The following is a 25,760-nucleotide window of genomic DNA, read 5'->3' on the forward strand; positions in this document are numbered from 1 at the left end:
ACCCAAGGTGAATTTACACTAGTGGTAGATGGTCCACGTGAACTTGCGGTTGGGACGATTGAAGCCATTGTTGGTGAAGACTTAAATATTAGCGTACCTGCCTATTTTGAAGGTTTAAGCAACAGTGCTCAATATGGCGTACGTATTGAGTTAGTCGATACTGCAGGTGATACGGAGCAAGCAAATGTGACAGAGGCAGCTCCCGCGCTCGCTACTGGTGCGTTATCTAGCCAAGCAAATGTAAATACTTTTAGTGACACAAGTTTATCTTCATTTAGCGTAAGAAGCGCGTCGTTCGCAACGCCATTGGAATTAGGTACAGTTGCCGCGGAATCGACATCTGCACCGGAAATTACAATTCCACCAGAGCTTGCTAACTGGTTATCTTACAACGAACAAACAGGCCGTTTGACAAGTACTGGAGACCAACTAACTAACTTAGCCAACTATGTAAGTGGGCTCACAAAAGAACTACGACTTACCTTTTTTGTAACAGATGGTGATACGGAATTGTCGACTCATGGAGAGCTGAAACCTGGTATTGGCGCTACCTCACAAAAGTATCTGTTTACTTATGACGCAGCTAATCGCGTGACCTTAGATGGCGCGGTTTGGGACAAGAATAAAGATGAGTATGTTTTCGCGACTGATACACAATTTACTGTATATGACGCAGTGGGTCGAGCGGAGTATGTTTATACCAATCAAGGAAAAAATGTTCAGCGCATGACTTACAACGCGCAAGGGAGTTTAAGTCAGAGTCATCGATTGCTCGATATCGAAGAGCTTAACTTAAATTATTACGACTTATATCAAAGTCAAGGGCACCTGGGCGTGGATACTACAGTTAGTCGTGCTTGGTTTTCGTCGGTAGAACACGAGTATAATTTGCTGCAACAGGTGACAAATACAGCCACTTATTTTAGTCCGACAGAAACTGTAGACCTTGGCAATAATGAATCAGGTGATGATTATGTAGACGAAATTTTAGATGAGCTTTTATCTGAAATTTCTTTGGCCAACTCGGTTAAGTCGGTGCAAGTATACGATTACAATGATGATGGGCAAATAAAGAGTGTTGAATCGTTTGGTTTATCATCTGAAGCTGCAGCCAATAAAGTGCAAAATAATGTATTCGGTGCAATCCCCGATTTTACAGACTTAGATGTTATCACCAAAGAAGAGGTAACTACCGAGGCCAATAAATTAAGTGTTACCAGTTATGTTTATGATGGCGCAGGCCGCACAACTACCATGCACTACAATCAGTTAAAACGACCTACTTTAAGCAGTAGTAGCTCGCCTGCAACGTTTACGCAAAACTTTCGTTATGAATATGAGGGCCGTGAAAGCTACCTTGAAAAGTTAGTGACGGGAGCAGGAACTAAAGATTTTGGTATTGCCCGAACAAAATCGTTTTACGACGCAAATGGTAACCGTGTTGCAGTAGAAGAAAGGCAGCTGAATAAAGATAACACGCCTTTAGAAGGCACAAAAGTGCAAGCACGCTATTTTGATTACACCGCTGATGGCAAATTGATCCGCCGTCAACATGGTGAACAGACGAGAACGCACGAGGGTGTTAAGCCGTTTGAGGTGACCGAAGGTAGTATAGGTAACGTAATGGGAGGTTTGCCAGTAGGTATTCAAACCATTGCCGACCAGATTAAATTTGAACCGGCAAGTACAGAATTCGGACTTAATAAAGGTTCATTAACTAGCCATTACATGTTTAACGGTAGCCAGTACTTAGGTGAGTTAAAAGAAAATGGCCAAATAAATGTGAAGTCGGCACACTTACAAAGTGTGAACCCAAATAGTGCGACAAGTAGCAGAAGTCACACAGTTCGAGATGGCGAAACACTGCGCGTATTAGCAAACCAATTTTATGGCGACGCTAACCTTTGGTATGTGATAGCCGACGCTAATGGCTTGACCCAAGGTGCAGACGACAAGCTAACGGCTGGGCAAAGCATCAACATCCCAGAGCAAGCTAATACAAGCAATCGCTTTGATACCTTTACTCCCTATAATGTTGCTGAAGTCATTGGCGATACAACGCCAAACGTGCCGTATATTCCGCCACCACCAGAGGCTGGATGTAATGCCATTGCAACGATATTGATTATTGTTGTGACGGTCATTGTCACGGTCTATACGGCAGGTGCAGCATCTGGGTTGGGTGGTACGTTTGCAAACGGTGTAACCGCATTGGCTAGTTCGCCAGGGGCAGCATTTGTCGGTGCAGCAGCAGGTAATTTGGCGGGGCAAGCTACGGGTGTCGCGTTAGGCGTGCAGAGTGGTATTGATTTAGGTAGTGCATTTGTGAGTGGCGCTACAGCCTTTGTAACGGCAGGCATTGGACAACATTTAGGTGTTGGAAAAAATATCGCGGAAGGTGTCAATGGCGTATTTGCAGCTGGTAAAGCAGGCGAACAAATAGCACTTACTTCGGCCGGAAAGGCACTTACTGCTGTCGCAGGTGTTGCTACGGCAGCCGCTGCAAATAAAATCATCGGCCGACCGAGTGGCTTCAGGTGGGCTAATGTGGCTGCTGCAGGTGTTACTAGCTTTGTAGGTAGCGAACTTAATTTGGGTGGTGGAGAATTCTTTGAAAACCTTGATCCAACGGGTATTGTGGGAGATACAGTTGGCGGTATTGCACGCTCTGGGATAAACTATGCCGTGAAGAAAGGATTCTTTAACGAAGGTTCGTGGAATTTTGTTGACGTGGCGACGGATGCGTTTGGTAATGCGCTGGGGAATTCGATTGTTAGAGCTAGTCAAAAACAACCAGAGCCTCGTTTTACTGGGACACTTGATACCTCAAAATTGGATGCCGCATTAGCTCAAGGCAGTGTTGATAGAAATAACGCACTTAATGCCAGCTTAGAAGCAGATTTAAGCAAGCAAGAAGCTCAAATCGCTTCAAACTTAAGTCGAGTCGCGGCAGCGCAACAAGCGCAGGCTAATGCGGATTTTGATGCGTCGATAGTAGCGAGTCAAAATGCTGGAGCGCAACGCGCTTCGGCATTTGTAGCACAAAGTGATGAGTTGTTCAGGGATTTAGCTGCTAAAGCTATCTCTGTGCGGAAAGCGCAGGCTCGAATTGGAGCTACGGCAGAGCAAAATACCATTCGAACTACAGACAATAGACTTACTGTGTTTGGCAAATCTAAGTTTGTTTCTCGCGATATCAACACAAGCCTCGGCAACAGTAATGCTACAATAGGTGGTCCAGCAACTAGAAACGCTACTGTTACTGACACAAATGGCGTACGCCGATTTAATAACCTCGATCAAGGAAGTGTAAATAGAGGATTTGTTCAAAACCCTTTAAATCAGAGGTCATTAAGGGAAACTCAGCAGTCTCAGCTACAGACTAGCCTTGAGGTTAAAGCAGAGTCTGTATTGTTTGATGTAAGTGGTAGTATAGCTTTACTTGATGGATTTGATGGCCTGCTATTAGAGGGACAAGTTAAGAGCGTTGCTAATTTGCAAACAGATGCTAAGTCAGTTAGTGCAGTAGCAGGGGTAAATGCCCGTGGAAGCTTCACATTAGCTGCGGCTCAAGGTGAGTTTCTTGGTTTAGAAGGAAATACAGATGTAAGTTCAGTTGCTGAGGCAGGTTTACAAGGACAATTCACCGCAGGTAGAAGAGGAGTTCAGGTTGGGTTTGCAGGGAAAGCTGAGGCGGTTGCATTACAAGCATCAGGTCAAATCAAAAATGTTGACCCCATCGAACTCTTTGGTGGGTTGATTACCGTCAATGAAGCTTCGATCGGCGGAGATTTGAACGCTGGAGGAGTTGGTGGTGCAATTAATGCTGGTTTTTCTGCAAACAACGGACGTATCAGAGCCACTTTTGGAGCTGGTCTGACGGCTATTATTGGAGGCCGTTTGCAACTCGGTTTGGATGTGACGGTAAATCCAGAACCTATACAGCAATCGTTTACGACACTGCACGGGCAGCTCTTCGGTAATTAAGAACAAGAGTGGGAAATATATGAAAAAAATATTAATTTCAGGATTACTTATGGTAGGAGCATCAGCTGTGCATGCCCAAACTATTTGCGATGAAGAGTGGGAATCTATTGCTGATAAGTTTACTCAGGGAACAGATATAAAAGCAATTCTGTCTATGTGGGAAAAGAAAAAGGGTACTTGTGGTGAGTCTAGCTTTTACTATTTAAAGCTAGGTTGGCTTTTACTAGAAAATGCAAAATTTACGGAAGCAGAAGCTGCTTTTAATAAAGGATTAGATGTAGATAAAGATAATGATGTTGCCCTTAAACTTGCATTGGCTGATTTACCATTTCAGCAATCAACTAGAGCATTTGCAGATATTAATTGGGATTTGTTGAATAAAGCTCATGTAAGAATGCAAACTTTTATAGAGGAATATCCTGATCTACCAGATGGTTATGCCTCTTTAACAGGAGTAATGCTGATAAAAAAAGAATTTAAGTCTGTTATTGAAAATGGGTTAAAAGCTAAAAAGTTGGGTGGAAACCCATATGCTTACAGAAACTTGGCTATAGCTTATTATGAAGTTGCTCAAGACAAAAATGCTACGGTTGCTGCATCTGAAGCAATAGAATTATCAGAGTCTTTACAGGCTGATGCTGAGTTAATGTTGACAGTAGCACTTGCATATTCAAACTTAAAAGAATTTAAATATTCTTTAGGTATGCTTCGGCTACTCGTTCAATCAAACCCTGAGTCTCAATCCACACCTGAATTTCAGAGAATAACCTCCCATATTCGAGAGCAATATCTGTTACATCAAGAAGCAGAAAGTTATTGATGAATTGATGTTGATGTAGGTAATGATTTAATCACCCTTGCATTAGCAGGGGCGTCTTGCTTTTAGCTGCTATCACTTCTTAGCGGCTTATCCCACTCTCTGTAGTTGGCTTGCCGTGTGCTTTAAGAACATGCCATCAATCAGCGATTGGATGGTGCGCTGATCTTCATCAGACATCTGGCTGACCGCCTCAAATTTAAGTTGTAATCCATCGGGTAAATCCCGCTCTCCTTCCTCAAAAATCATCCAGTCGGTGGTGACGTTAAACGCGGTGGCGATTTTTTTTAGTAGCTCAATGGACGGTTGTGCTTGACCGGCTTCATAGCGTTTCACTTGGGTAATATGGATACCGACCTTCTCAGCCATCTGGGGTTGGGTGAGCTTATTGTCTTTCCTTAGTTGCAAAAAGCGGGTTGGAAAACTCATCGCGATGCAACTCAATAGTTGTTTATCCATCATTCGAGGGTGTATGATAACGGAGTTTATAGATATGCAACGAAGCGAGGCAGTAATGCAAACGGCGAGCAGTAAACAGAATGACGATCCATTCCTCAGTGCGCTATGCCAAGAAGGGGAGCAGGTGCCTGAAGAGCATCGTGAACGGTTATTACAGATAGTGCACTTGTTTAGAGAAAGCGTGAGTTGGCCGAGCGCGAAAGCGACATTCGCCGCGGGTTGGCAAGATACGGTGGAAGGGAATGTACACCCCATAGATACCCTGTGGGATGACATTGATGTCGATTGACCTTAGGTATTCGACGAGCTTTAAACGTGCGTTAAAACGTATTGCAAAAAAATATAGACAAGTAAAATTAGGCGTACAACCGGTGATTAATGACATCATGTCAGGCAAGTTACCGGGCGAACAAATCCCTCATGTTGGGTATCCGGTGTACAAAGTACGGATAAGAAATCTAGATAGCCAACAAGGGCAGCGAGGGGGTATCGTATGATTTACTACCTTATCAAAGACAATCAACGGGTGTTAGTTGCCTTGTATTCTAAAGCTGAACAATCGGATATCCGTCCTGAAGACATTAAACGCATCATCGATGCGTATGACGAATAGTGCGGTGACCACATTATAACAATGCCATCAAAAACGGATTGGACAACATTATCCACCTTGGATGATAAAGACATCGAGACAGAGGATATCCCGCTGCTTGACGATGACTTCTTTAGCCAAGCTAAGTGGCGGTCACCAATGCATTGGGCAACTCGATTGTTGGAACTGCAGTCTCCGCGTTGCGAGATACCTAAGCGAAACTTGGAAGAACAACGAAGGTTCAGTTTCAAGAACACCTACTCACACATAAGAAGAAAGGTGTTCTCTAAACAAGTGTTTATACCGTACTTTTGAAAAATTGCCGCAATGCTGCCATCTTTTTGCATGTCGATTAACGCAAGGTTAAATGGGAGGTAATAGGATGATCCTTTTTTTAAACCAAAATATATGCCGGTCGGAAATGTATGTTTATATTTTGCGTATTTCCACCGAGTTGCGTTATTTTTTGTTGCCGCCTCTTCAAATGATACTCGGTCAGGTGTTGCTGCGACCTCAAAGCGACCAGCATCTAACATTTTTACCAACTGAATGTCGTCTTTTACGATCACCTTAAATAGCCGTTCGTCTTCGTCAAATGTTTTAAAGTAACTGCCGCTGCGTTTAACACCTATGAGTTTACCTTCCAAGTCTGCATAACTATTTATGTCAATTAACTTGCGTGTAGACACCGCAAAAATCACTTCTCTTTCAATATCTAAGACAGACACCGTAAAGCTGGTATAACCCGCTCTTTCCTCGTTTTTTGCCATGCGGGGCAGCAGAATGTCGTTGCCCAACGATAGCGCATTAAGTGTTCTGGCGAATGGTTCACGGCGCCACTTAAGTGTAATGCCAGCACGAATGGCAGCTTCATTTGCAATCTCGTATAACGGGCCATTGATGCCACTTTTGTCTACGGTTATCCACGGCGGACGATGACGCGCCGCGGCTGCTAAGGGGGCTGTGTCGGCCTTGCTGACAAAGGGGGGACAAAGCATCACCAAGATTAAAATAACTGCACGAACAGGTGAATATAATTGCCAAATTAACAATTTAATTCGCATGATTAACTGCCTGTCGCAATCCTCAGTAGAGTAATAGGCAACGCTAGTGCTTACTAATAAGTAGGCGCAATTCAGACTACAAAACGAAGTAAAATAAATAGTATCTTAACGATGAATTTTTGCGCTGTGCGTAAAAACTACGATAACACTATGTTTTATAAGGAGCAATGTCTGATAAACACTCGTAAACTTGCACCTGTATCGATTTAAGTGCGATTTTTAATAAATGTTGTCACACCCTACTAATGACGCGTGTCTAATTTAATGAGTAAGGAAATTTACTCATCTTAAACCTTAATAACTAGAGAAGGCTATGAACGCTAAATTTAATCAAGTGATGGCTGTAGTACTGGGGCTTTACTTTACCAACACAGCAATAGCTAGCAAGGGCAACACAATGAATAGTGAACAACAAAATGTAATCAAAACGATAAACAATATGACCGCTGCGTTTCATCAGCAACATATCGACGAGGTGATGCAAAGTTATACGGAGGGGGCGGTGATAATGTTTGAGCCCAATCAAGCTTGTCTGTTGCGGTATTGCAAAAACAAGACGATGGAAAATGGTTGTTAGTTATCGACAATCCACATGGTCAAATAAGCGCTAATTAGTGTTAACGGCATAAAATGCAAAACAGTCGCGGGTGTGAGTAAGTAGCGCTCCCGCTTACATTCAATTTATAAGGCATTGTATGGACATTGAGCAAACTAACACCACGGTTGAAAACTACTCGCCGCCTGAATACCAAATATTGCTAAATGAACTACGGATTTCATGCACGATTGCCATGCTACTTTGTTTGAATAGATCACATAGGATGGCTTATATACTTGGTGACATTCTTGAATTTGAACATAACGAAGGTGGAGAAATACTGGGCATAACTCGGGATAATTTTCGTCAGCAACTATCACGAGCACGAGCAAAAGTTACTGCCTTTACGAACAAACGTTGCGGACAAGTTACGCCAAGTGCTAAGTGTGCTTGTGACAAAAAGATAAGCGGAGCAATTAAGAAAAAAAGAGTGGATCCTGCCGACATAATTTTTTCGACGTCGCAACAGTTTAGTTATGACACGTTACAAGCTAACTTACATGAAACCAAACAAGCGTTAAGAACCATAGGACTGCAAAAATCGATTAGGCAATACAAATGTCCAAGTAAACTAGCGCAAGATCTTGACGACTTGGTTCGCCAAGGTATCGATTAAACATAAAGATTATTCGTAACAAAATGAGTTGTTTAAGGCGTTACTCGCAGTCGAATACAAATAATTACATTCGTTCACGAATTGTAGAAGTTTGCATATCTAAATCTTTGTAGCATCTAAGGTACGAACATACCGCCTTGCTTATATGGCAAAATTAATGGCTTAAAAGATATGCGTACTAAAAATTTTTTATCCTCTTTACTTACCTTAGAGAATGCATTTTTAATTGTTTTTTCTTTGGCCGCTTTTTGTGTTTACGCATTTGCTGAAACGCCTAAAAAGCTAGATTATCGATATGACCGAGCAGCCCTAAATCATGCTACAGTAAATCACACAGCAGTAAATAATGGTGAGGATACTGCAAACCCTCCACATGCGAATAAAAAACGCTATATCGTTGAGCTAAATGCGCCTTCTGTTGGGCGTCATTTAGCAAAGCAATTAACGCAGGCATCAACCTTACGAGCGCTAGGCGCGACACACGGAGCTATTGCATCGCTTAATGCTTCGCCAGTCAATCGTAGTGAGCTCTTATCCTCACCATCGGTTGCGTCCTATGTAAACGACCTGTCTGACAAACAATTTGCCTTTAGTGCAAAAATGCAGCAGCGAACACCAGCTATCGACATAGGTAAAACTTACCAAACGGTATTTAATGGTTTTGCTGTTAGCGCGTTTGAGCAAGATATAGATACTTTGCGTAAGATGCCCGAGGTTAAGCGCATCTACCCAGATTTAAAGCGTTACGTGCATTTAGACACTAGCCATCAATTAATTAATACAGAGAGCGTGTGGCAGCAAGTAGGCGGCCAGCAGGACGCGGGCAAAGGCATTAAAATTGCAATTATTGATTCGGGTATTCGGATCGAAAACCCGATGTTTTCTGACGAAGGCATGACGCCTGTCGATTTATCTGACAACGAATACCTTTCTCAGCATCCAGATTATTGCCGGGCGGTAGATGGCGATGCAAATTTCTGTAATAACAAGGTCATTCTTGCGCGTTGGGTTAACCCAACTGAACATGATTTTTTTGGTTTGGATGCGGGTGAACATTTTAGTCCGTTGGGGCTTAATCGCCACGGTAGCCACGTTGCCGGCATTGCGGCCGGTAATCCAGTATCTATCGAATTTACTGGTGTACCGGTAGATATAGCGGGCGTAGCACCGGGGGCATATTTAATGGTATACAAGGCCTTGTATTCCAGTCATGGCAGCACGTTTGGTACCGACAGCATGTTGCTAGAAGCGCTAGAACATGCAGTGAACGATGGCGCAGATGTCATCAATAACTCATGGGGTTCATTTAGTGGTGAGATGCCTGAAAACTCTGTTTATGCAAATGTATTTGCCGACGCAGAGGCTTTAGGTATTACCATTGTAAACTCGGCCGGTAACGCTGGGCGGTTTGGTGATTCGGGGAGTATTAATTGTCCGGGATGCATTGAGTCTGGTATTACAGTGGCTAATACTATGCATGGCCGTTTTTTTGGGCATAAGCTGCGCTTATCTACAGGGGCAGAATACATCGCTTTGCAGGGCGAAGATATTGAACCGCAACCAAGTGTTCCGCCGTTTGATTTAGATCCTGGCCAAGACCCTGATGATAATTCAAACACACCAGCATTAACAGAAGACCTCCACTTAACATTGCGTTCCTTTAGTGAACTGGGCGCGTCCGCAAACGACGGTTGTGAATACAGCTTTGATTTTCCTACCTTCGAAAATGCCGCCGTGTTAGTTGACTACCGCGATAATTGCAGTATGGAAGCGGTTGTCGAAAACACACAAGCTGCCGGGGGCAAGGCAGTCATTGTATATCAAAGTAGTGTGTCTGATGCGAGTGTTCGGGCCCCATTTGAACCCTTTCGGCGCGATTATGCCTTACCAGTGCTAGGCGTATCACGGGCCACGGGATTGGACTTATTTGATAGCATAGGCGAAGCGTTTCCTAGTATTACTATTGTCGCGACGCCAAGTGCCTTTGTTGATCCAGAGTTTTCGGAAACCTTGAATCTCTCTAGTTCGCGCGGACCAAACAATAACCCGCACGTGTTAAAACCCGATGTAGCTGCGCCTGGTACTTTTGTACTGTCGGCATCTGCGCCACCACCGGTAATTGATAACGGCCCGTTTGGCCCACCGCCGGGCGAGGTGGATTTGTCTCCTCGGTATACCATTATTTCTGGTACAAGTATGTCATCTCCTCATGTAGCGGGAGCAGTTGCCTTAATCAAACAACAACACCCTGATTGGACACCCGCACAGATTAAATCGGCCATTATTACAACAGCCAATACAAATATTACGTCTTTCGATACAGCAGCTGATGCGTTTAGTATTGGCGGCGGTCGTTTAGATATTCTAGCCGCTGTAAACGCTAAGCTAGCCTTTAAAAAAGCCTCATTTGCAGACCCTGCCTGTATTGGGCGTTGCACCGCAACTATCGATATACAAAACCTATTGGACGAAGCAAGCCAATGGCAGCTCAGTGTAGTATTTGATAACACCGACATTACAACAACCTTAAACACTGAAGAAATAAGCTTTGCCTCACACGGGCAACACGACGATAAGCAAAGCATAAGCGTAGAATTTGATACCAGTAATGTGGATGATAGCGCGTGGTTGTTTGGTCTATTATATCTACGTAATGGCGACGGTTATGCGCAACACGTGCCGCTAGCCGTCTTTACCAATGACAATACAGATACCGCTGCACTTAGCACTAGCTCTGACTTAACGGATAACGGCGGCGACATTCCAGTGAGCGTAAAGGTAAGCAATATCGGGTTTACGGAAAACCCGCAGGTAGAAATTAAGGTGCCAGACAATGCTCAGATTATTGAGCAAAGCCAGTCGGTGACTGAGCTAAATGGTCAAACAGATACGCTAATCTACAAGCCTGCTGAGAACAAAATCGAATGGGCGGGCAGTTTATCAGCAGGTAATATGGCCTTAGTGCCTGAATTGCCATGGGATGGCGGCACGCTGGCGTCTTTAGGTATTGCGCCCGTGCTTTGCGAAAACAGTTGCGTGACCTTCAGCCGAGTGATGGACTTTAACTTCGAATTTTACGGTGAACAATACAGCAGTATTGCTATTTCTAGTAATGGCTTTGCGTTGCCGGGCGCAAACAACATCAATCCTTTTGCTGTTACCTCGCCACAACAATTTCCTCAGCAAGACAACCTTAACAATGTGCTAGCGCCCCTGTGGGCAGACTATGACTACAAAGATCCGAATAATCCCGATGATCTTGGTGGTGGTTTTTTGCGCACTGCAATTCACACTATCGAGGGTATCAACTATCTGATTGCGGAGTGGGATGGGGTACAGGTATTTGGCTTCGATGAATTTGAAGGCGAGGGGCCTGACACATATAGTTTTCAACTGATTATCCAAGAGAATACAGACAATATTTGGTTTAATTATTTGTCCATACCTTCTATGCCGCTGTCGGCGAGCATTGGTGCTGAGAGCGCTGATGCCTTAGTCGGGGTGAATTACTACTTTCGTGGTGAAGGCAACAGTATACCGAATAACATTTCTGATGAAGGTTTTAGGCTAAAACTTGAAAGTAGGTTGATGGGGGAGGCTAATATTCAGTTCGAAATAAGTTTGGCCGACAATCAAGATTCTACAAGTCCTGACAAGCAGCATACGCAAGAAGATACCAGTGTGGTCATTGATGTGCTCAGCAACGACAGTGGCGATGCGAATGTAAAAATAGACGCTCATTTAGACGCAGGCGCAACATACGACGTGGCGCGCTTAATCAAAATCAGGAATGAGAACGCGCTTGACCCGACCAGCCTCGAAATTGTTAGCATGCCAACGCATGGTCAAACGGAGCTTGTAAATGACAGTATTTTGTATCAGCCAAACGCTAACTTTTATGGTCAGGACATGTTCAGCTATAAAGTGGCGACAAACGAGGGGAGTTTTTCGAAACCAACTAAGGTTACCATAGACGTTTTACCCATAAATGATGCACCACAAATAGACGTTGATTCGAGGGTGCTGGCCTTTGAAGGCGAGAGTACAGTACTTACTGCAACTGGCACTGATGCTGAACAAGACGAACTTACTTACGAATGGGAACAAACATCAGGACTGATTATTCCCTTAACGATTGAAGAAAACACACTTCGCTTTACTGCACCGCTAGTTTCGGGCGACCGGATCATGAATTTTACAGTAAGTGCTAGCGACGGCAATAAGGTGTCTGAAACAAAAACAATACAAGTGCTAGTAGTGGACAACAGAAAGGGCGGTAGCATTGGCTGGTATGTGTTCATTATTTTGACCGTGCTATTAACGATAAGATACTCGGTTAGCCGCAGGCATTAGTAAGGTGTTACAGAAGGATCTCAATAAAAAATTGAGATCCTTTTTGGCACTACATACACATCAAAGTGCGCTCTACAAAAGCTTAAAATAATATGCCTTCTAATTTAGGCTTTAAAAATTCAACAACCATAAATTGCGCCTCTGCGGTTGGATGAATACCGTCAGCTTGCATGAGCGATTTATCTAAACCAATATCTTGTAAGAAAAATGGTACTAAAGGCACATTATATTTATCTGCGAGGTCGTGATAATTTTCAGTAAACATTTTGGTGTAGCGACGACCAAAATTAGTAGGGATTTGAATTTCTTGCAAAATAACCTCAACCTCTTCTGCTTGCGCAATTTCAATCATTTTTGCTAAATTATCTTTAATCTTTTTGGGATTGTGCCCTTGTAAGCCATTGTTACCCCCCAATTCTATATAAAGATGGCTTGGTGAATGTAATGCTAGTAAACGAGGCAGGCGAGCTAGGCCGCCATCTGTAGTATCGCCACTAATGGCGGCGTTTATTACGTCAATGGGCTGATTTGCCGATTGCCAATCTTTGGCGAGTATGGCAACCCATCCTTGCGCTTCAGTTAAACCATAAGCAGCACTTAAACTATCGCCTAAAACGAGTAGTTTATGCTTTGTTACATTTTCTTGCTTGTTTATTCCCTGATCTGAATGAACATATAGGGGGAATAAAAGACTAATCGACAGAACACTAAGTAAAAACAGTTTTGCGATGTTAACTCGCTGAATAAATGCAAACGATGAGAATATAGACACTATGAGCAATACCCCTAATATGATTGAAACGAAAAGTGTAACTAAGAAAGTAAATACGAGCGAAGGTTCACTTCAGATTCTTCATCCAATTAGCTTTGAAGTCAAGCCCGGCGAAACAATCGCCATTATTGGGGCGTCTGGTTCGGGTAAATCTACCTTGTTAGGTTTGCTCGCTGGACTCGATGAAGTCTCGGGTGGCGAGATTTTCTTAGACGGTGAACCACTTCATCGCATGGATGAAGAAGCACGTGCAAGATTACGTGGTGAAAAAGTAGGCTTTATTTTTCAGAGTTTTATGTTAGTCCAAAGCTTAACGGCATTAGAAAATATTATGCTACCCGCCGAAATTGCAGGTTTAGATGATCCTAAAGGGCGTGCGAATAAAATTTTGAAGCAGGTCGGGTTGGAACATCGTGCGCATCACTTTCCTAATCAACTATCTGGCGGAGAGCAACAGCGTGTCGCAATTGCAAGAGCATTTATCACGCAACCAAAAATTCTCTTTGCTGATGAACCTACCGGTAATTTAGATTCTGCCAATTCAGAAAAAGTGGAAGATTTGTTGTTTGCAATGAATGAAGACTTACAAACCACGTTGGTGTTAGTAACACATGACGATGAGCTGGCTAAACGATGTCAGCGCCAGCTGCGTATGACGGCAGGTGAGTTGGTCGAGGTATCGCCGCAATTAAAAGTGGTAGAGGGGAGTATGCAGGCGGGGAGTAAGCAATAGTGCAAGCATCTAATAGTATGGCAACGTCGCTGGCATGGCGACTATTTAAACATGAGGCGCGGCGAGGGGAGTTAACCATTATACTTCTGGCCATTGTGTTATCTGTTACCTCTGTACTTGCGCTGTCGCTGTTTAGTGAGCGATTGCAACAAGCCCTAACTGACCGTTCTGCAGAATTTATTGCCGCAGATAGTCAACTACGCTCTAGTTCGCCCGTCGACCAACAATGGATAGCCGAAGCGCAAGAGAGAGGCTTAAGCACTGCATTTCAGTTATCTGCTCGTTCAATGGCATTTGCTGGTGACAATTTATCGTTGTCAGATTTACGTGCAGTGGATAGTCAATATCCATTAAAAGGCCAAATTAAATTGTCTGATATACCGTTTGGCCAAGCAAGTGTTACCGACCAAGCACCGCAGTCTGGTGAGGCTTGGATTGACTCTCGGCTGTTTCAGTTGTTAGGGGTAGACATTGGTGACAATATTGATGTCGGTGACGCTACCTTACAAATTAGTAAAATTTTGAATGAAATACCGGATGGCGGTTTTAGTGTATTTGATACCGAACCGATGATTTTAATGTCATCCGACGATATTGCCGCAACGAATATTGCCGGACCTGGTAGTCGAGTAACTTATAAATATTATTTTGCCGGTGACTCTGGAGATATCAACGATTACTACGATTGGCTTAGACCTCAACTGGATCGCGAAATACATCGTTGGCAAAGTATAGAAGATGATGATTCGCCCATTGGTCGGTCTGTTGCGCGCGCAGAAGAATATTTTTTGCTAGCAAGTTTACTCGCTATTATTTTAGCTGCAGTGTCTATTGCAGTGGCTGCGCAACGCTTTAGTCAACGTCATTTTGATCCCGTGGCAGTAATGAAAACCCTCGGGGCAAGTAAACAATTAGTCAGAAAAATTTATTTAATCCAAATTTGCTTTATCACCGCGCTAGGCATTGTCTTAGGTGTGATTATTGGTTATACCTTGCAAGAGCTAGTCGTAAGCCTATTAGCGGATTCAGTGCCCATCGCGCTTGATACTTGGTATTGGCGACCTTTAGGTATTGCAGTCTTTACCGGTATTACGTGTGCACTGCTGTTTTCACTTTACCCTCTATTACAATTGTTCTCGGTGCCGCCATTACGCGTGCTGCGAAAAGACATTGATGCAACCCTGTCATCAAGGGCACTGCAGTTTTTGTTTTCCGGTTCTGCGGTATTTTTGCTTATGCTGTTTTACAGCGGCGATTTATTGATAAGCAGTATTTTGTTTGCATCAGGTATTGTATTGGTTGCGCTACTCCTTGGGATGACGTTTTTACTCATCATGCTAGGGCGAAAACTGGGTTCAGGCGGCATGGGATCGTGGACATTGGCGTGGGCGCGAATACGTCGACGAGCAATGGGTAACTCCGTTCAACTAATTAGTTTTGCCATTACTATCATGCTGCTGCTTGTGGTGCTGGTAATGCGAAACGATATGATTAAACAATGGCGTGATCAGTTGCCGGAAGGCACGCCCAATTATTTTATTGCGAATATTACTGAATCTCAAAAAGATGGTTTAAGCACGCAGTTTGATGACTTTAACATTGAATACGATAAATTTTTCCCGGTGGTACGTGGGCGTTTTGTTTCTATCAATGACGAAAAAATACGTACAGATATTACGAAAGAAGGCGAAGAGGTTGCTGACGAAGGTCGCCAAGGCTTGGGCCGAGAAGCGAATCTTACGTGGAGTACTGAACTACAAAAAGGTAATGAAATTACCGACGGCGAATGGTTGGGTGATTGGCAACCAGACCCATCAAATAGTGAACAAGTGATTCCCTTGTCCATTGTCAACGACTTGGCGGAAAACTTGGGCATAAAAATGGGGGACGAGTTGACGTTTAATGTGGGGAGTGAGGTAATTACTGCCACGGTAACTAGTATGCGCTCCGTAGATTGGCAAACATTACAACCCAACTTCTTTTTTGTACTGCACCCTAAAGCAATGGAAAATTTCAGTCCCACGTATATTACGAGCTTTCATTTAGATGAATCGCGTAAATCAGAGATTTCAATGCTTATGGCTCCCTTTGCTAGTATCACATTATTTGATGTGGATGCGCGCATTGACCAGTTGCGAGAAATCATTGGTCAAGTGTCGATGGCAGTTGAGTTTATCTTAGTCCTTGTGTTAATTGCGGGTGGTTTGGTCTTAATTGCGCAGGTACAAGCCAGTATGGACGAGCGTCTACAAGAGCTTGCGATATTGCGTACACTTGGTCTAAAAGGCAGAAGAATACGATTTAGCGTTATAAATGAGTTTATCATTATTGGCGTTGTTGCAGGTCTCATGGCAGCACTTGCCAATGAGTTTAGCTTGTATATGTTGCAGTCTCGTGTGTTCCAGATGCCGCCTTCGCTTCACATGGAGTATTGGGCAATTGCGCCTATCGCTGGAGCAATAGTTGTTGGTATTTTGGGCGCGTTTGGTTGCTGGCGACTATTGTCGCTTAACACAAGTGCCTTGTTACGAAAAATGGTGTGAGGTAACTAATTCGTTTAACCTGCGATGCATGATATGCAAGCTAGAATTCATTGCATCGCAGGTGAGGCGAGTGATTACATTAATTAAATGTTAATAACGTTGCTTAGTGCGGTATTTACTAGTACTTCCGCGTGGGAGTATGTATTCGACTCAGCATAACAACGAAGCTCTGGTGCGTTACCTGAAGGGCGTAAATGCACAATGTCGTCATTTGATAGGGTCATTCTTAGTCCATCGGTGAGATCCGTTTTGACTACGGACATTTCGCTAAACCCCAGCTTGCCAATTAACACATTTGGTTCTTCTGCATATTGAGCGATGATTGCTTTACTTTTTTCTGTCGCAAAGTTTTTGATTCTATCACTAGCAGAAAAACGCGTAGAGCAGGCATTTACTAACGCAGATATGCTTACGTTTTTGCTAACACTTAATGCAAGTAACTGAATGGCTGGCAAGACTGCGTCGCGGGTTGGAAGTGCCGACAATACATTCTCATTTATACTTACATCGGACCCCAGTAAAAATCCACCATTTGCTTCGAAGCCCGCGAATGACGAAAAGCCGTTTGCTAGGCTTTCAAATTCGGCTATCACATAGGGCGACCCAATTTTTGTTCTGGCAACATGTTTGAATAGCTCACTAAGTTCCACTGAGGTATTGCAGCTTACTGGTATTGCCAGAGCTTCAATGTTTAATGCTTGACTGCACAATAGGCCCAGAATATCTCCCCGCAACCATTCGCCATTTTCATCCGCAATTAGCGGGCGGTCACCGTCGCCGTCAGTCGAGAATATGGCATCAAAGCCATACTCATCAGACCAAGCCCTAGCTTTTAGTTGATCTTCTTTGGATACCGCTTCGGTGTCTATTGGCACAAATTCGTCACTTCGCTCTAGGGCTGTGACTTCTGCACCTAAATTTTTGAATAAAGTACTGTATATGTCTCGTCCGGCACTAGAATGTTCATAGATGCCGATTTTCTTCCCTTGTAACAAAGCATTTGAAAACAAAGAGGTATAGCGTTGTTCATATTCAATCTTTGCAGTATCGTCAACGGTAAGTTCAGGAAGTACAGCAGGTGCGACATCAAGGCTAGTGTTGGAATTTAATATTGCCTGCTCATCAGCTTTTGTTATTTCACCGTCGGGGCGATAAAATTTTAGGCCATTGCGATCAAAAGGAATGTGACTGCCCGTCACCATAATGCACGGTATATTTCGTTTCATGGCAGAGTAAGCTAAAGCGGGTGTTGGAATGACACCAAAGTACAAAACGTCTATGCCTTTCAGTACGAGCGCATTTGCACACGCTTGCGCCATTGCGGAACTACTTGGGCGGTTGTCTATTGCGATAGCAACGGTCTTAAAGGTAAATTGCGGCTGCAAACCATCAATAAATGCAATAGCGAATGCGCTGCATACATTAGGTGTAAAATCTTCGACTAAGCCGCGTGCGCCGCTTGTACCAAATACTACACCACTCTCAGCTATTACCTTATTTGCTGTCAACTTCATAATTCTGCATTATTCCTTTGAACTTCGACAATAAAATACGCATTAAAACATACAATTATAAACTTTGTAATATTGCAAAATTGATAAGGTGCTTATCATCCAAATTATTAGAATTATCTTAATCACTTTATTCGCCTCAGTTATTCAGCGAAAAGCAAAGTAATATTTTATATCTATACCTTGATGATAGCGTTACCAAGCGTTAGCATGTTAATAAATCGTTATGTAGTATAAATTGAGTTATGAAAAATACGGTAAAAGATGTCGTTGTTCTTGGTGGAGGCACTGCCGGTTGGATTTCGGCTGCTCTACTAAAAAAAGTATTAGGGAAAGCAATTAACCTAACACTCATTGAGTCTGAAGATATTGGTACCGTCGGTGTTGGCGAAGCAACAATACCGCCAATTCAAGTGATGAATAATTTATTAGGGTTTAGCGAAGCTGAATTTTTAAAAAAGACAAAAGCGACAATCAAATTAGGCATTAATTTTGAAAACTGGTACGAAGAAGGGCATGCATATTTTCACTCTTTTGGTATTCCAGGCAAAGATTCATTGGTTTGTCAGTTTCATCACTACTTAAAAAAATCTCGCGCGTTAGGCAATGACACAAATTTGTCTGACTACGACTTAAATTATTTGTGTGCAATGCAAGGCAAGTTCGCCAAGATTAACAGCAAGGATCCGCTGCAAACGCTTCCTTACGCTTATCATTTTGATGCCACGTTATATGCGGCGTTTTTACGAGAGTTGTGTGAACAAAATGGTGTGACGCGCATAGAAGGTAAAGTCGATAATGTCGTCAAAGGTGAAGAACAAAACACTGTTAAATCAGTCCAATTAGCGAATGGAAAAGTAATAAGCGGCGACTTGTTTATCGACTGCACTGGTTTTAAAGGCATGCTTATTGAAGAAACGTTGAATACTGGGTATGACGATTGGAGTCATTATTTACCATGTGATAGCGCCGTTGCAATGCCATCGGCGCGTGGCGAAACGATTCCACCATACACTCGTTCAATTGCGCACGAGGCCGGCTGGCGGTGGCAAATTCCTTTGCAACATCGCAATGGTAATGGCGTAGTGTACTGTAGCCAGTTTATGGATGGCCAAAAGGCAGAAGATATTCTACAGCAAGCGGTTGGCGTTAACGCGCTGGCGGAACCAAAACACATCAAGTTTACCACCGGACAGCGCAAGCGCAGTTGGCATGGAAACGTCGTTGCTGTGGGGCTTTCGTCCGGGTTCTTAGAGCCCTTAGAATCTACCAGTATTCATATGATCCAATCGGCAATATTAAGACTGGTTCAGGTGTTCCCGCATGAAGGTATTAGTGACGCCGCCATTAATGAGTACAATCAAAAAACGCGTATAGAAGCTGAGCAAATTCGCGACTTTTTGATGCTGCATTACGTCGTCCATTCGCCAAACAAACAAGGTGAATTTTGGCAAGCAATGCGAGAGATATCGCTTCCCGAGCGTTTAGCACACAAAATAGAGATATTTAAAGCAGGGGGGTTAGTGTTTAAAGAGCAAGATGATTTGTTTAACCAAAACAGTTGGATTCAAGTCATGCTGGGGCAAGGGATTGAACCCAAAGACTACCATCCGGTGGTAAATAGCATACCCGATGCTCAGTTATTATCGATGATACAAGGTATTCATACGCTTAAACATCAAGTCTTAGCCCAATTGCCCTCGCATGATAAATTTATATCAAGTGTATGTTAAGAGGTTTTACCCTCGTCAAAATGAGGGCAGGGGATATAGAAGGAAGAACAACGCCTATTTACAAGTCTAAACCGTCAAGCGCTTCTATTAGCGTGGGGTAGTTAAATACAAAACCTGCTGTTTGCAAGCGCCGAGGCATCGCCTTTTGTCCAAAAAGAACAAGGTCAGATGATTCGCCCATTAAGAATTTAATAAAGGATGCAGGCATTCTAAAAAAGCAAGGGCGCTCTAACCTAGCCGCGAGTTTTATCGCGAAAAAATGATTGGTATTTGGGTTAGGAGACGTCACATTGAAAGGGCCATGACACGCATCGTCTTCTAGTAAAAATATGATGGCGCGTAGCATATCATCCGTATGTATCCAGGGTATGAATTGTTTTCCGCTGCCAATTGGACCGCCTAAGCCAAGGCGAAACGGTATCATCATCTTTTGTAAGGCGCCGCCTTCTTCTGCTAAAACGACACCGGTACGTATAATACACACGCGGGTTGCGTCTGTGGCGTTAAGTGCGGTGTCTTCCCAACGCTTACAAACCTCGCGGCTAAATTCGTCGTGACAATCACTGTGGTCTTCGGTAACTGGCGTATCACCTTGTCGACCATAAAACCCGACAGCGCTGCCACTAATAAATACCTTTGGTTTAACGGTGGCGTTGTGTATGAGCTCGACTAGTTTTTCTGTTATATCCCAACGAGAATGACAAATGCGCTGTTTTTGACTGTCTGTCCAACGCTTGTCTGTTATCGGTTCACCCGCAAGATTAATAATACCGTCAATGTTTTCAAGGTCTGTTATTTCGGCTAGTTCGGTGATAGCCACAGCGTCGCCCAGTAAGCGTTTTGCCCTCGCTGGATCGCGGCTAATCACAGTTATTTTATAGCTCGAAAGTAGTCGCTTTATTAGGTGCCGCCCGATCAAACCAGTACCGCCAGAAATTAACAAATGTTGCATATTTAGTCGCCTTTAGTGCAAGACAAAGAAAGAGATACAGAATCAGCAAACCGCAGCGCATGGGGTTTGTCTACTTCCGCCTCAGCATAAGTGACCCAAGGATGCTCAGCGGCAATATCCAACACGTCAGCGGTAAGTTTTTCGAGCAGTGAAAAACGATTGTCTTCTACTAAGCGTATAATGGCCTTGGTAATTGTTTTGTAATTGAGCGCGTCGTCCATGTTGTCTGTATCGGTGGCGCGTTTAGCATCATAATGAATGACAATATTAATCACTACATCTTGTTGATTTCGAATTTCGTCATCATTGATGCCGATGTATGTGCGTAGTCTAAGGTTTTTGATGCGTATCTTTGCCAGATCAAGATTCATTTGATGTTGTATTCCTTGTCATTGATTTGTGCTCTTGTTGTTGATTTGTGCTTATAATACACAAGCTATTTAATTTTTTATTTTGTTTTTGGAAACGGTACATGGAATTAAAATCACCCACTGTTAAAACGCTAATCGTTATGGCTGCTTTAGTCATCGTATTGGCCGGTATTAAGGCCGCAAGCGTCATTGTAGTACCCTTTCTACTTTCTGCGTTTATTGCAATTGCTGTAAGCCCGCTAATAAATTGGTCAGCAAGATATAAAGTACCTCGTTGGTTATCCGTCACCTTAGTAATACTGCTAATTGTGGTAATTGGTTTTATGCTTGCCGGATTGATCACGCAGTCGTTGGCTGAATTTAGACAAAATATGCCGATTTACAGAGAACAATTGTCCGGTGAATTTGCTTGGATAATTGAAAAACTTACCGTGGCGAACATCGAGTTAGATCAGGGACTAATTGTTTCTTATCTTGATCCGGGGATGGCAATGACCATGGCATCGAATTTCATTACCGGCATGGGCACGGTATTGTCAAATGTGTTTTTAATTCTGTTAACCGTTATTTTCATGTTATTCGAAGCCGAGTCTATGCCAAAACGTGTACATATTGCGATGGCAGATCCTGAAATGCAATTGACCCATATCGATCGGTTTTTAGCCTCTGTTAATCAATACTTAGTTATTAAGATGCTAGTGAGCTTAGGTACGGGCGTCTTTATTGGTGTTTGGCTGTATATGCTGGGGGTCGATCACTTTATGTTATGGTCTGTATTGGCATTTATGCTAAATTTTATCCCCAATATTGGTTCTATCATTGCGGCTATCCCTGCCGTATTGATGGCGTTTGTTGAATTTGGTTTTGCTAAAGCCGGTCTTGCTGGCCTTGGATTTATTATTGTAAACACTGTCATGGGGAACGTAATTGAGCCACGCTTTATGGGTAAAGGTTTAGGCTTATCTACCCTTGTTGTGTTTTTGTCATTGATTTTTTGGGGATGGTTGTTAGGGACGGTCGGTATGTTGCTTAGCGTGCCACTGACAATGGTAGTAAAAATTGCCTTAGAGTCACGTGAAGAGAGTCGTTGGTTGGCTGTGTTACTCTCTGATGATACAGGTAGTGAAACGGATGCACCTGATTTGACTAAGGTGTGAACACTAGTGGGGATTCAGTTATGGTGCGTTTAGCCGATATAGACTAAAGGCATAAAATGTGAGTACACCTTGAAAGGTAGTCAAATTCATACATCATGATGTTGTTGCGTAATTTCTCTAAGAAAAGCATTAGCGATCGCATGACAATGTGTATCGTATTGCTGATGATTGTTGCATTAACACCAATGCTGACAATTCGTTTGCTTGAGAAAAATATCATGATGGTATTGGTCGATGCCGTTTTACTATCAGTGGCGTTTTTGTCTCTTGTATTCCTCTATAAAGAAAAATATGTCGCCTACATCAAAGGGACAATATCGCTTACCTTGGCAGTCGGAATGATATTCAGTTCTCACTATGGCAGTGATGCTAGTATGTATTGGATATTCCCAGGCACGCTAGGCATTTTTTCAATGCTGTCACCACGCCATGCTTTAGCATTATTAGTTTGCATGAGCTCGATATTATTGCCTGTCCTTGTAAATAGAACCTCATTAGAAACCGTACTTACCTTATATGCGACGTTGGCCCCGAGTATTTTTTTCGTGTATTACTTTGCCAGAGAATTACAATTACGCTTTGAACAACTGAATACTGAAGCTGTTGAAGACTACCTTACCCAAGCGGGTAATCGTAGGGCGTTTCACCGAGACGCAGAGCATTGTATTACTGACTTAGTTAAAAATGCCAAAAGTGCTACGTTAATTGTGTTTGATATGGACTATTTTAAGCGTCTAAACGACACGTTTGGTCATGGTGTTGGTGATCAAGTATTGAAAGAAACAACAAGTTTGATGGGAAAGCGCTTACGCAGAACTGACAAAATTTATCGTCTAGGGGGGGAGGAGTTTGCGATCATTGTAAGAAACAGTAATTTACATGATGGTCAAACCTTAGCGCATGATTTGCGAGAATATGTTGCAGTGAGCCAAAGTGACGCACTGCCAAATTATACAATGTCATTCGGTGTTGCTGAACTTAAACTTGATGAGTCTGTTACGTCGTGGGTTGACCGCGCAGACAAGGCACTATACGCATCGAAAGATGCCGGTAGAGATAAAATAAGTTTAGCAAGTTAAGCCCAATGAAACATGGGCTTAAGGTAGTACATGCTTAAACGGTTTTACGGTGACTTGTTCGTATACCCCAGCTGCAACGTAAGGGTCTTGCTCTGCCCAGTGTTCTGCTTCCTCTAATGAAGCAAATTCTGCGATTACAACTGAGCCAGTAAACCCAGCGTCTCCCGGATCGTTGGAGTCAATGGCAGGCGTAGGGCCTGCAACTAACAAACGATTTAAATCTTTTAGCGCGTTCAACCTTTCTAAATGTGCAGGGCGAGCGCTTAGGCGATCACTCAAGCTGTTAGCTTTGTCTTGCGCATAAATAACGTAATACATCTTAATTTCCTTGGTTCATTTCAGCTCGACGCTGACTTAATTCTCAGTGTTGTGCAATATACGTGACGAGCGCAACACTATGCGCGTTTAGTCGCAGACTTCATCGTCTTCACAAAATCACTTAATGCCTCTGTGAGCGCCTCTTTATTGTCTATATTGGCTTCAATGATATTTACTGTTGCTGAACCTGAAATCGCACCCGCTGCGCCAGCATCTATAGCGGCTTGCACTTGCGCTGGTTTAGAAATACCAAAACCAAGAACAGGCGGCGCTACACCATATGCATCCAATTTGTTTATTAATGCGCTAGCCGGTATGTCTACTTCGGTTTCAGTACCCGTAACACCTGCACGCCCGAGTAAATAGGTGTAACCGGTAGATAATTCACCTAAAGATGCAAGTGTCTCGTCACTAGCGTTTGGTGGCGCAATTAATATTTGCTGGATATTATGAGCAGATGCTATTTGCGCAAAAGGAGCAACTTCGCGAATCGGCACATCAGCAATGAGGATTGAATCAACACCCGCAGATTCGGCTTCTGCATAAAATGTGTTCATTCCACGCGCTAATACAAGATTGCTGTACAGTAATAGACCTATGGGAATATCAGCAAACTCTTTACGTATTTCGGCAATAATATCCATACAATCTTGTGGTTTAATGCCATTGTTTAATGCACGAATACTGGCTTTTTGAATTGTAGGGCCGTCGGCAATAGGGTCTGAGTAAGGAATACCAAGCTCAAGTCCGTCTGCACCGGCTTTTACCAAGGTACGAATAATATCTAGACTGGTCTCTTTGTCTGGGTCACCTATCATTACGAAGGGAATAAATGCGCCTTCATTTTTTGCTTCAAGTTGAGCAAACATTTTACTGTAGCGACCTGTGCCATCAAATTTACTGTGTCCCATTAGATGCTATCTCCTAGTATATTTATGACATGCGATAAATCTTTGTCGCCTCGGCCAGACAAGTTAACCACGATAATAGAATCATCCTCGGCTTCTTCAGCCATATTAATCGCGTGTGCAAGTGCATGCGATGATTCTAGTGCTGGAATAATACCTTCCTTCTTGGCAAGTAACTGAAAGGCATTGAGCGCTTCCGTATCTGTTACTGCAAAATACTCTGCCCGCCCAATGTCGTGCAAATATGCATGTTGGGGGCCAACAGCGGGATAGTCTAAGCCAGCACTGACAGAATAAGACTCTTCGATTTGACCTACTTCGTCTTGCATAATGAAGGTAAATGCGCCGTGCAATATGCCTTTGCTCCCCTTACATATTGTCGCCCCATGCTCTTTTGTATGAATACCTTTACCTGCTGGTTCAACGCCAATAAGTTTAACGGATGGCTCGTCAATGAAGTCTGCAAACATGCCGATCGCATTAGAACCACCACCTACGCATGCCACAACGGCATCAGGTAAACGGCCTTCTTTTTCCATAATTTGGCGACGAGTTTCTTCACCAATCATTCGATGATATTCACGCACGATAGTTGGGAATGGGTGAGGGCCTGCGGCCGTACCTAGTAAGTAATGTGCAGTTTCGTAGTTGGCTGACCAGTCACGCATTGCCTCGTTTACTGCGTCTTTTAACGTGCCTGAACCTGAATCAACAGGAATGACGGTTGCGCCCATTAAGCGCATTCTAAAGACGTTGGGTGATTGACGTTCAACATCTTTAGCACCCATGTAAATACGAGCTTTTAAGCCAAGCAATGCGCATGCTAACGCCGTTGCTACACCATGCTGCCCCGCGCCTGTTTCCGCAATAACTTCTGTTTTACCCATTCGTTTAGTGAGTAACGCTTGCCCTAATACTTGATTCGTTTTATGCGCGCCGCCGTGCAGTAAATCTTCTCGTTTAAGGTATAGTTTTACCTTTGGGTTAGACACTAAATTACGCGTGAGAGTCATGGACGTAGGGCGACCGGCATAATCTTTTAACAGTGATAAAAACTCCTCGTTAAACGCAGGATCTTCTTTTGCGTCCAAAAATGCTTGTTCCAATTGGTCTAATGCTGGAATAAGAAGTTCAGGTACATACATACCGCCAAAGTCGCCAAATTTTGTATCTAATTTATTCATTGTTTCACCAATT

At 43.2% G+C, this 25,760-nt stretch carries 21 protein-coding genes; 12 read left to right on the forward strand and 9 right to left on the reverse strand.

The annotated features are described in order from the left end of the window. Together QQK00_RS18585 and QQK00_RS18590 are read left to right on the forward strand one after the other, a co-directional pair. On the forward strand, positions 1 to 3,987 hold a 3,987-nt coding region (locus QQK00_RS18585; protein WP_284219192.1), incomplete at its 5' end, for a LysM peptidoglycan-binding domain-containing protein. 19 nt (positions 3,988 to 4,006) lie between these two features. Further along, positions 4,007 to 4,807, forward strand: a complete 801-nt coding sequence (locus tag QQK00_RS18590) for a tetratricopeptide repeat protein (RefSeq protein WP_284219193.1) — start codon at positions 4,007 to 4,009, stop codon at positions 4,805 to 4,807. A gap of 87 nt (positions 4,808 to 4,894) precedes the next feature. Here the strand turns inward: QQK00_RS18590 and QQK00_RS18595 are convergent, their stop codons facing one another. Further along, on the reverse strand, positions 4,895 to 5,266 hold the full coding sequence (locus tag QQK00_RS18595; protein WP_284219194.1) for a helix-turn-helix domain-containing protein: 372 nt from the start codon (positions 5,264 to 5,266) through the stop codon (positions 4,895 to 4,897). 31 nt (positions 5,267 to 5,297) lie between these two features. Between QQK00_RS18595 and QQK00_RS18600 the strand changes: the two genes are divergently transcribed. Further along, positions 5,298 to 5,552 carry a hypothetical protein gene (locus QQK00_RS18600; RefSeq protein ID WP_284219195.1) on the forward strand — a complete coding sequence of 85 codons (255 nt, stop codon included), beginning with the start codon at positions 5,298 to 5,300 and terminating at the stop codon, positions 5,550 to 5,552. Then, a complete protein-coding gene (locus QQK00_RS18605; protein WP_284219196.1) occupies positions 5,542 to 5,760 on the forward strand; it encodes a hypothetical protein in 219 nt (72 codons plus the stop codon). The genes QQK00_RS18600 and QQK00_RS18605 overlap by 11 nt, the downstream gene beginning before the upstream one ends. A 352-nt stretch (positions 5,761 to 6,112) precedes the next feature. On the opposite strand, the gene QQK00_RS18610 is transcribed toward QQK00_RS18605, so the two are convergent. Beyond that, entirely contained in the window at positions 6,113 to 6,919 is an 807-nt protein-coding gene (locus tag QQK00_RS18610; protein ID WP_284219197.1) for a substrate-binding periplasmic protein, read from the reverse strand. A 313-nt stretch (positions 6,920 to 7,232) separates the two neighbouring features. Between QQK00_RS18610 and QQK00_RS18615 the strand changes: the two genes are divergently transcribed. From QQK00_RS18615 to QQK00_RS18625, 3 genes are all read left to right on the forward strand, one after another. Next, positions 7,233 to 7,496, forward strand: a complete 264-nt coding sequence (locus QQK00_RS18615) for a hypothetical protein (protein WP_284219198.1) — start codon at positions 7,233 to 7,235, stop codon at positions 7,494 to 7,496. A 118-nt stretch (positions 7,497 to 7,614) separates the two neighbouring features. After that, a complete protein-coding gene (locus QQK00_RS18620; protein WP_284219199.1) occupies positions 7,615 to 8,133 on the forward strand; it encodes an RNA polymerase sigma factor in 519 nt (172 codons plus the stop codon). A gap of 171 nt (positions 8,134 to 8,304) precedes the next feature. Continuing rightward, positions 8,305 to 12,486, forward strand: a complete 4,182-nt coding sequence (locus QQK00_RS18625; RefSeq protein WP_284219200.1) for a S8 family serine peptidase — start codon at positions 8,305 to 8,307, stop codon at positions 12,484 to 12,486. Between the two features lie 82 nt (positions 12,487 to 12,568). Here the strand turns inward: QQK00_RS18625 and QQK00_RS18630 are convergent, their stop codons facing one another. After that, the gene (locus QQK00_RS18630) at positions 12,569 to 13,258 is read right to left on the reverse strand and encodes an arylesterase (protein WP_284219201.1); all 690 of its coding nucleotides are present in this window, start codon (positions 13,256 to 13,258) and stop codon (positions 12,569 to 12,571) included. Positions 13,259 to 13,277: 19 nt separating this feature from the next. On the opposite strand from QQK00_RS18630, the gene QQK00_RS18635 reads away from it, so the two are divergent. Together QQK00_RS18635 and QQK00_RS18640 are read left to right on the forward strand one after the other, a co-directional pair. After that, entirely contained in the window at positions 13,278 to 13,991 is a 714-nt protein-coding gene (locus QQK00_RS18635) for an ABC transporter ATP-binding protein (protein ID WP_284219218.1), read from the forward strand. 17 nt (positions 13,992 to 14,008) lie between these two features. Further along, positions 14,009 to 16,534, forward strand: a complete 2,526-nt coding sequence (locus QQK00_RS18640; protein WP_284219219.1) for an ABC transporter permease — start codon at positions 14,009 to 14,011, stop codon at positions 16,532 to 16,534. 83 nt (positions 16,535 to 16,617) lie between these two features. Here the strand turns inward: QQK00_RS18640 and QQK00_RS18645 are convergent, their stop codons facing one another. Continuing rightward, a complete protein-coding gene (locus QQK00_RS18645; RefSeq protein WP_284219202.1) occupies positions 16,618 to 18,048 on the reverse strand; it encodes a phosphomannomutase in 1,431 nt (476 codons plus the stop codon). Between the two features lie 242 nt (positions 18,049 to 18,290). On the opposite strand from QQK00_RS18645, the gene QQK00_RS18650 reads away from it, so the two are divergent. Further along, a complete protein-coding gene (locus tag QQK00_RS18650) occupies positions 18,291 to 19,778 on the forward strand; it encodes a tryptophan halogenase family protein (RefSeq protein ID WP_284219203.1) in 1,488 nt (495 codons plus the stop codon). Between the two features lie 58 nt (positions 19,779 to 19,836). On the opposite strand, the gene QQK00_RS18655 is transcribed toward QQK00_RS18650, so the two are convergent. Together QQK00_RS18655 and folX are read right to left on the reverse strand one after the other, a co-directional pair. Further along, positions 19,837 to 20,730 (reverse strand): TIGR01777 family oxidoreductase, encoded by an 894-nt coding sequence (locus QQK00_RS18655; RefSeq protein WP_284219204.1) that lies wholly within the window; start codon positions 20,728 to 20,730, stop codon positions 19,837 to 19,839. 2 nt (positions 20,731 to 20,732) lie between these two features. Then, positions 20,733 to 21,101, reverse strand: a complete 369-nt coding sequence (gene folX / locus QQK00_RS18660) for a dihydroneopterin triphosphate 2'-epimerase (protein ID WP_284219205.1) — start codon at positions 21,099 to 21,101, stop codon at positions 20,733 to 20,735. A gap of 101 nt (positions 21,102 to 21,202) precedes the next feature. Here folX and QQK00_RS18665 point away from each other — a divergent pair, with 101 nt between their 5' ends. Together QQK00_RS18665 and QQK00_RS18670 are read left to right on the forward strand one after the other, a co-directional pair. Then, positions 21,203 to 22,258 carry an AI-2E family transporter gene (locus QQK00_RS18665; RefSeq protein ID WP_284219206.1) on the forward strand — a complete coding sequence of 352 codons (1,056 nt, stop codon included), beginning with the start codon at positions 21,203 to 21,205 and terminating at the stop codon, positions 22,256 to 22,258. Between the two features lie 140 nt (positions 22,259 to 22,398). Then, positions 22,399 to 23,337: a GGDEF domain-containing protein gene (locus tag QQK00_RS18670; protein ID WP_284219207.1), complete on the forward strand. Its 939-nt coding sequence runs from the start codon at positions 22,399 to 22,401 to the stop codon at positions 23,335 to 23,337. 18 nt (positions 23,338 to 23,355) lie between these two features. Here QQK00_RS18670 and QQK00_RS18675 read toward each other — a convergent pair whose 3' ends face one another. The 3 genes from QQK00_RS18675 to trpB all read right to left on the reverse strand — a co-directional run bounded on the left by QQK00_RS18675 (position 23,356) and on the right by trpB (position 25,747). Beyond that, the gene (locus QQK00_RS18675) at positions 23,356 to 23,655 is read right to left on the reverse strand and encodes a YciI family protein (protein WP_284219208.1); all 300 of its coding nucleotides are present in this window, start codon (positions 23,653 to 23,655) and stop codon (positions 23,356 to 23,358) included. A 77-nt stretch (positions 23,656 to 23,732) separates the two neighbouring features. Continuing rightward, positions 23,733 to 24,566, reverse strand: coding sequence for a tryptophan synthase subunit alpha (gene trpA / locus QQK00_RS18680; RefSeq protein ID WP_284219209.1), 834 nt, complete (start codon positions 24,564 to 24,566; stop codon positions 23,733 to 23,735). Next, the gene (gene trpB / locus QQK00_RS18685) at positions 24,566 to 25,747 is read right to left on the reverse strand and encodes a tryptophan synthase subunit beta (protein WP_284219210.1); all 1,182 of its coding nucleotides are present in this window, start codon (positions 25,745 to 25,747) and stop codon (positions 24,566 to 24,568) included. The genes trpA and trpB overlap by 1 nt, the downstream gene beginning before the upstream one ends. Positions 25,748 to 25,760 lie beyond the last annotated feature (13 nt).

It is taken from the genome of Agaribacter marinus, assembly GCF_030160655.1.
Taxonomy (GTDB): Bacteria; Pseudomonadota; Gammaproteobacteria; order Enterobacterales; family Alteromonadaceae; genus Glaciecola; species Glaciecola marina.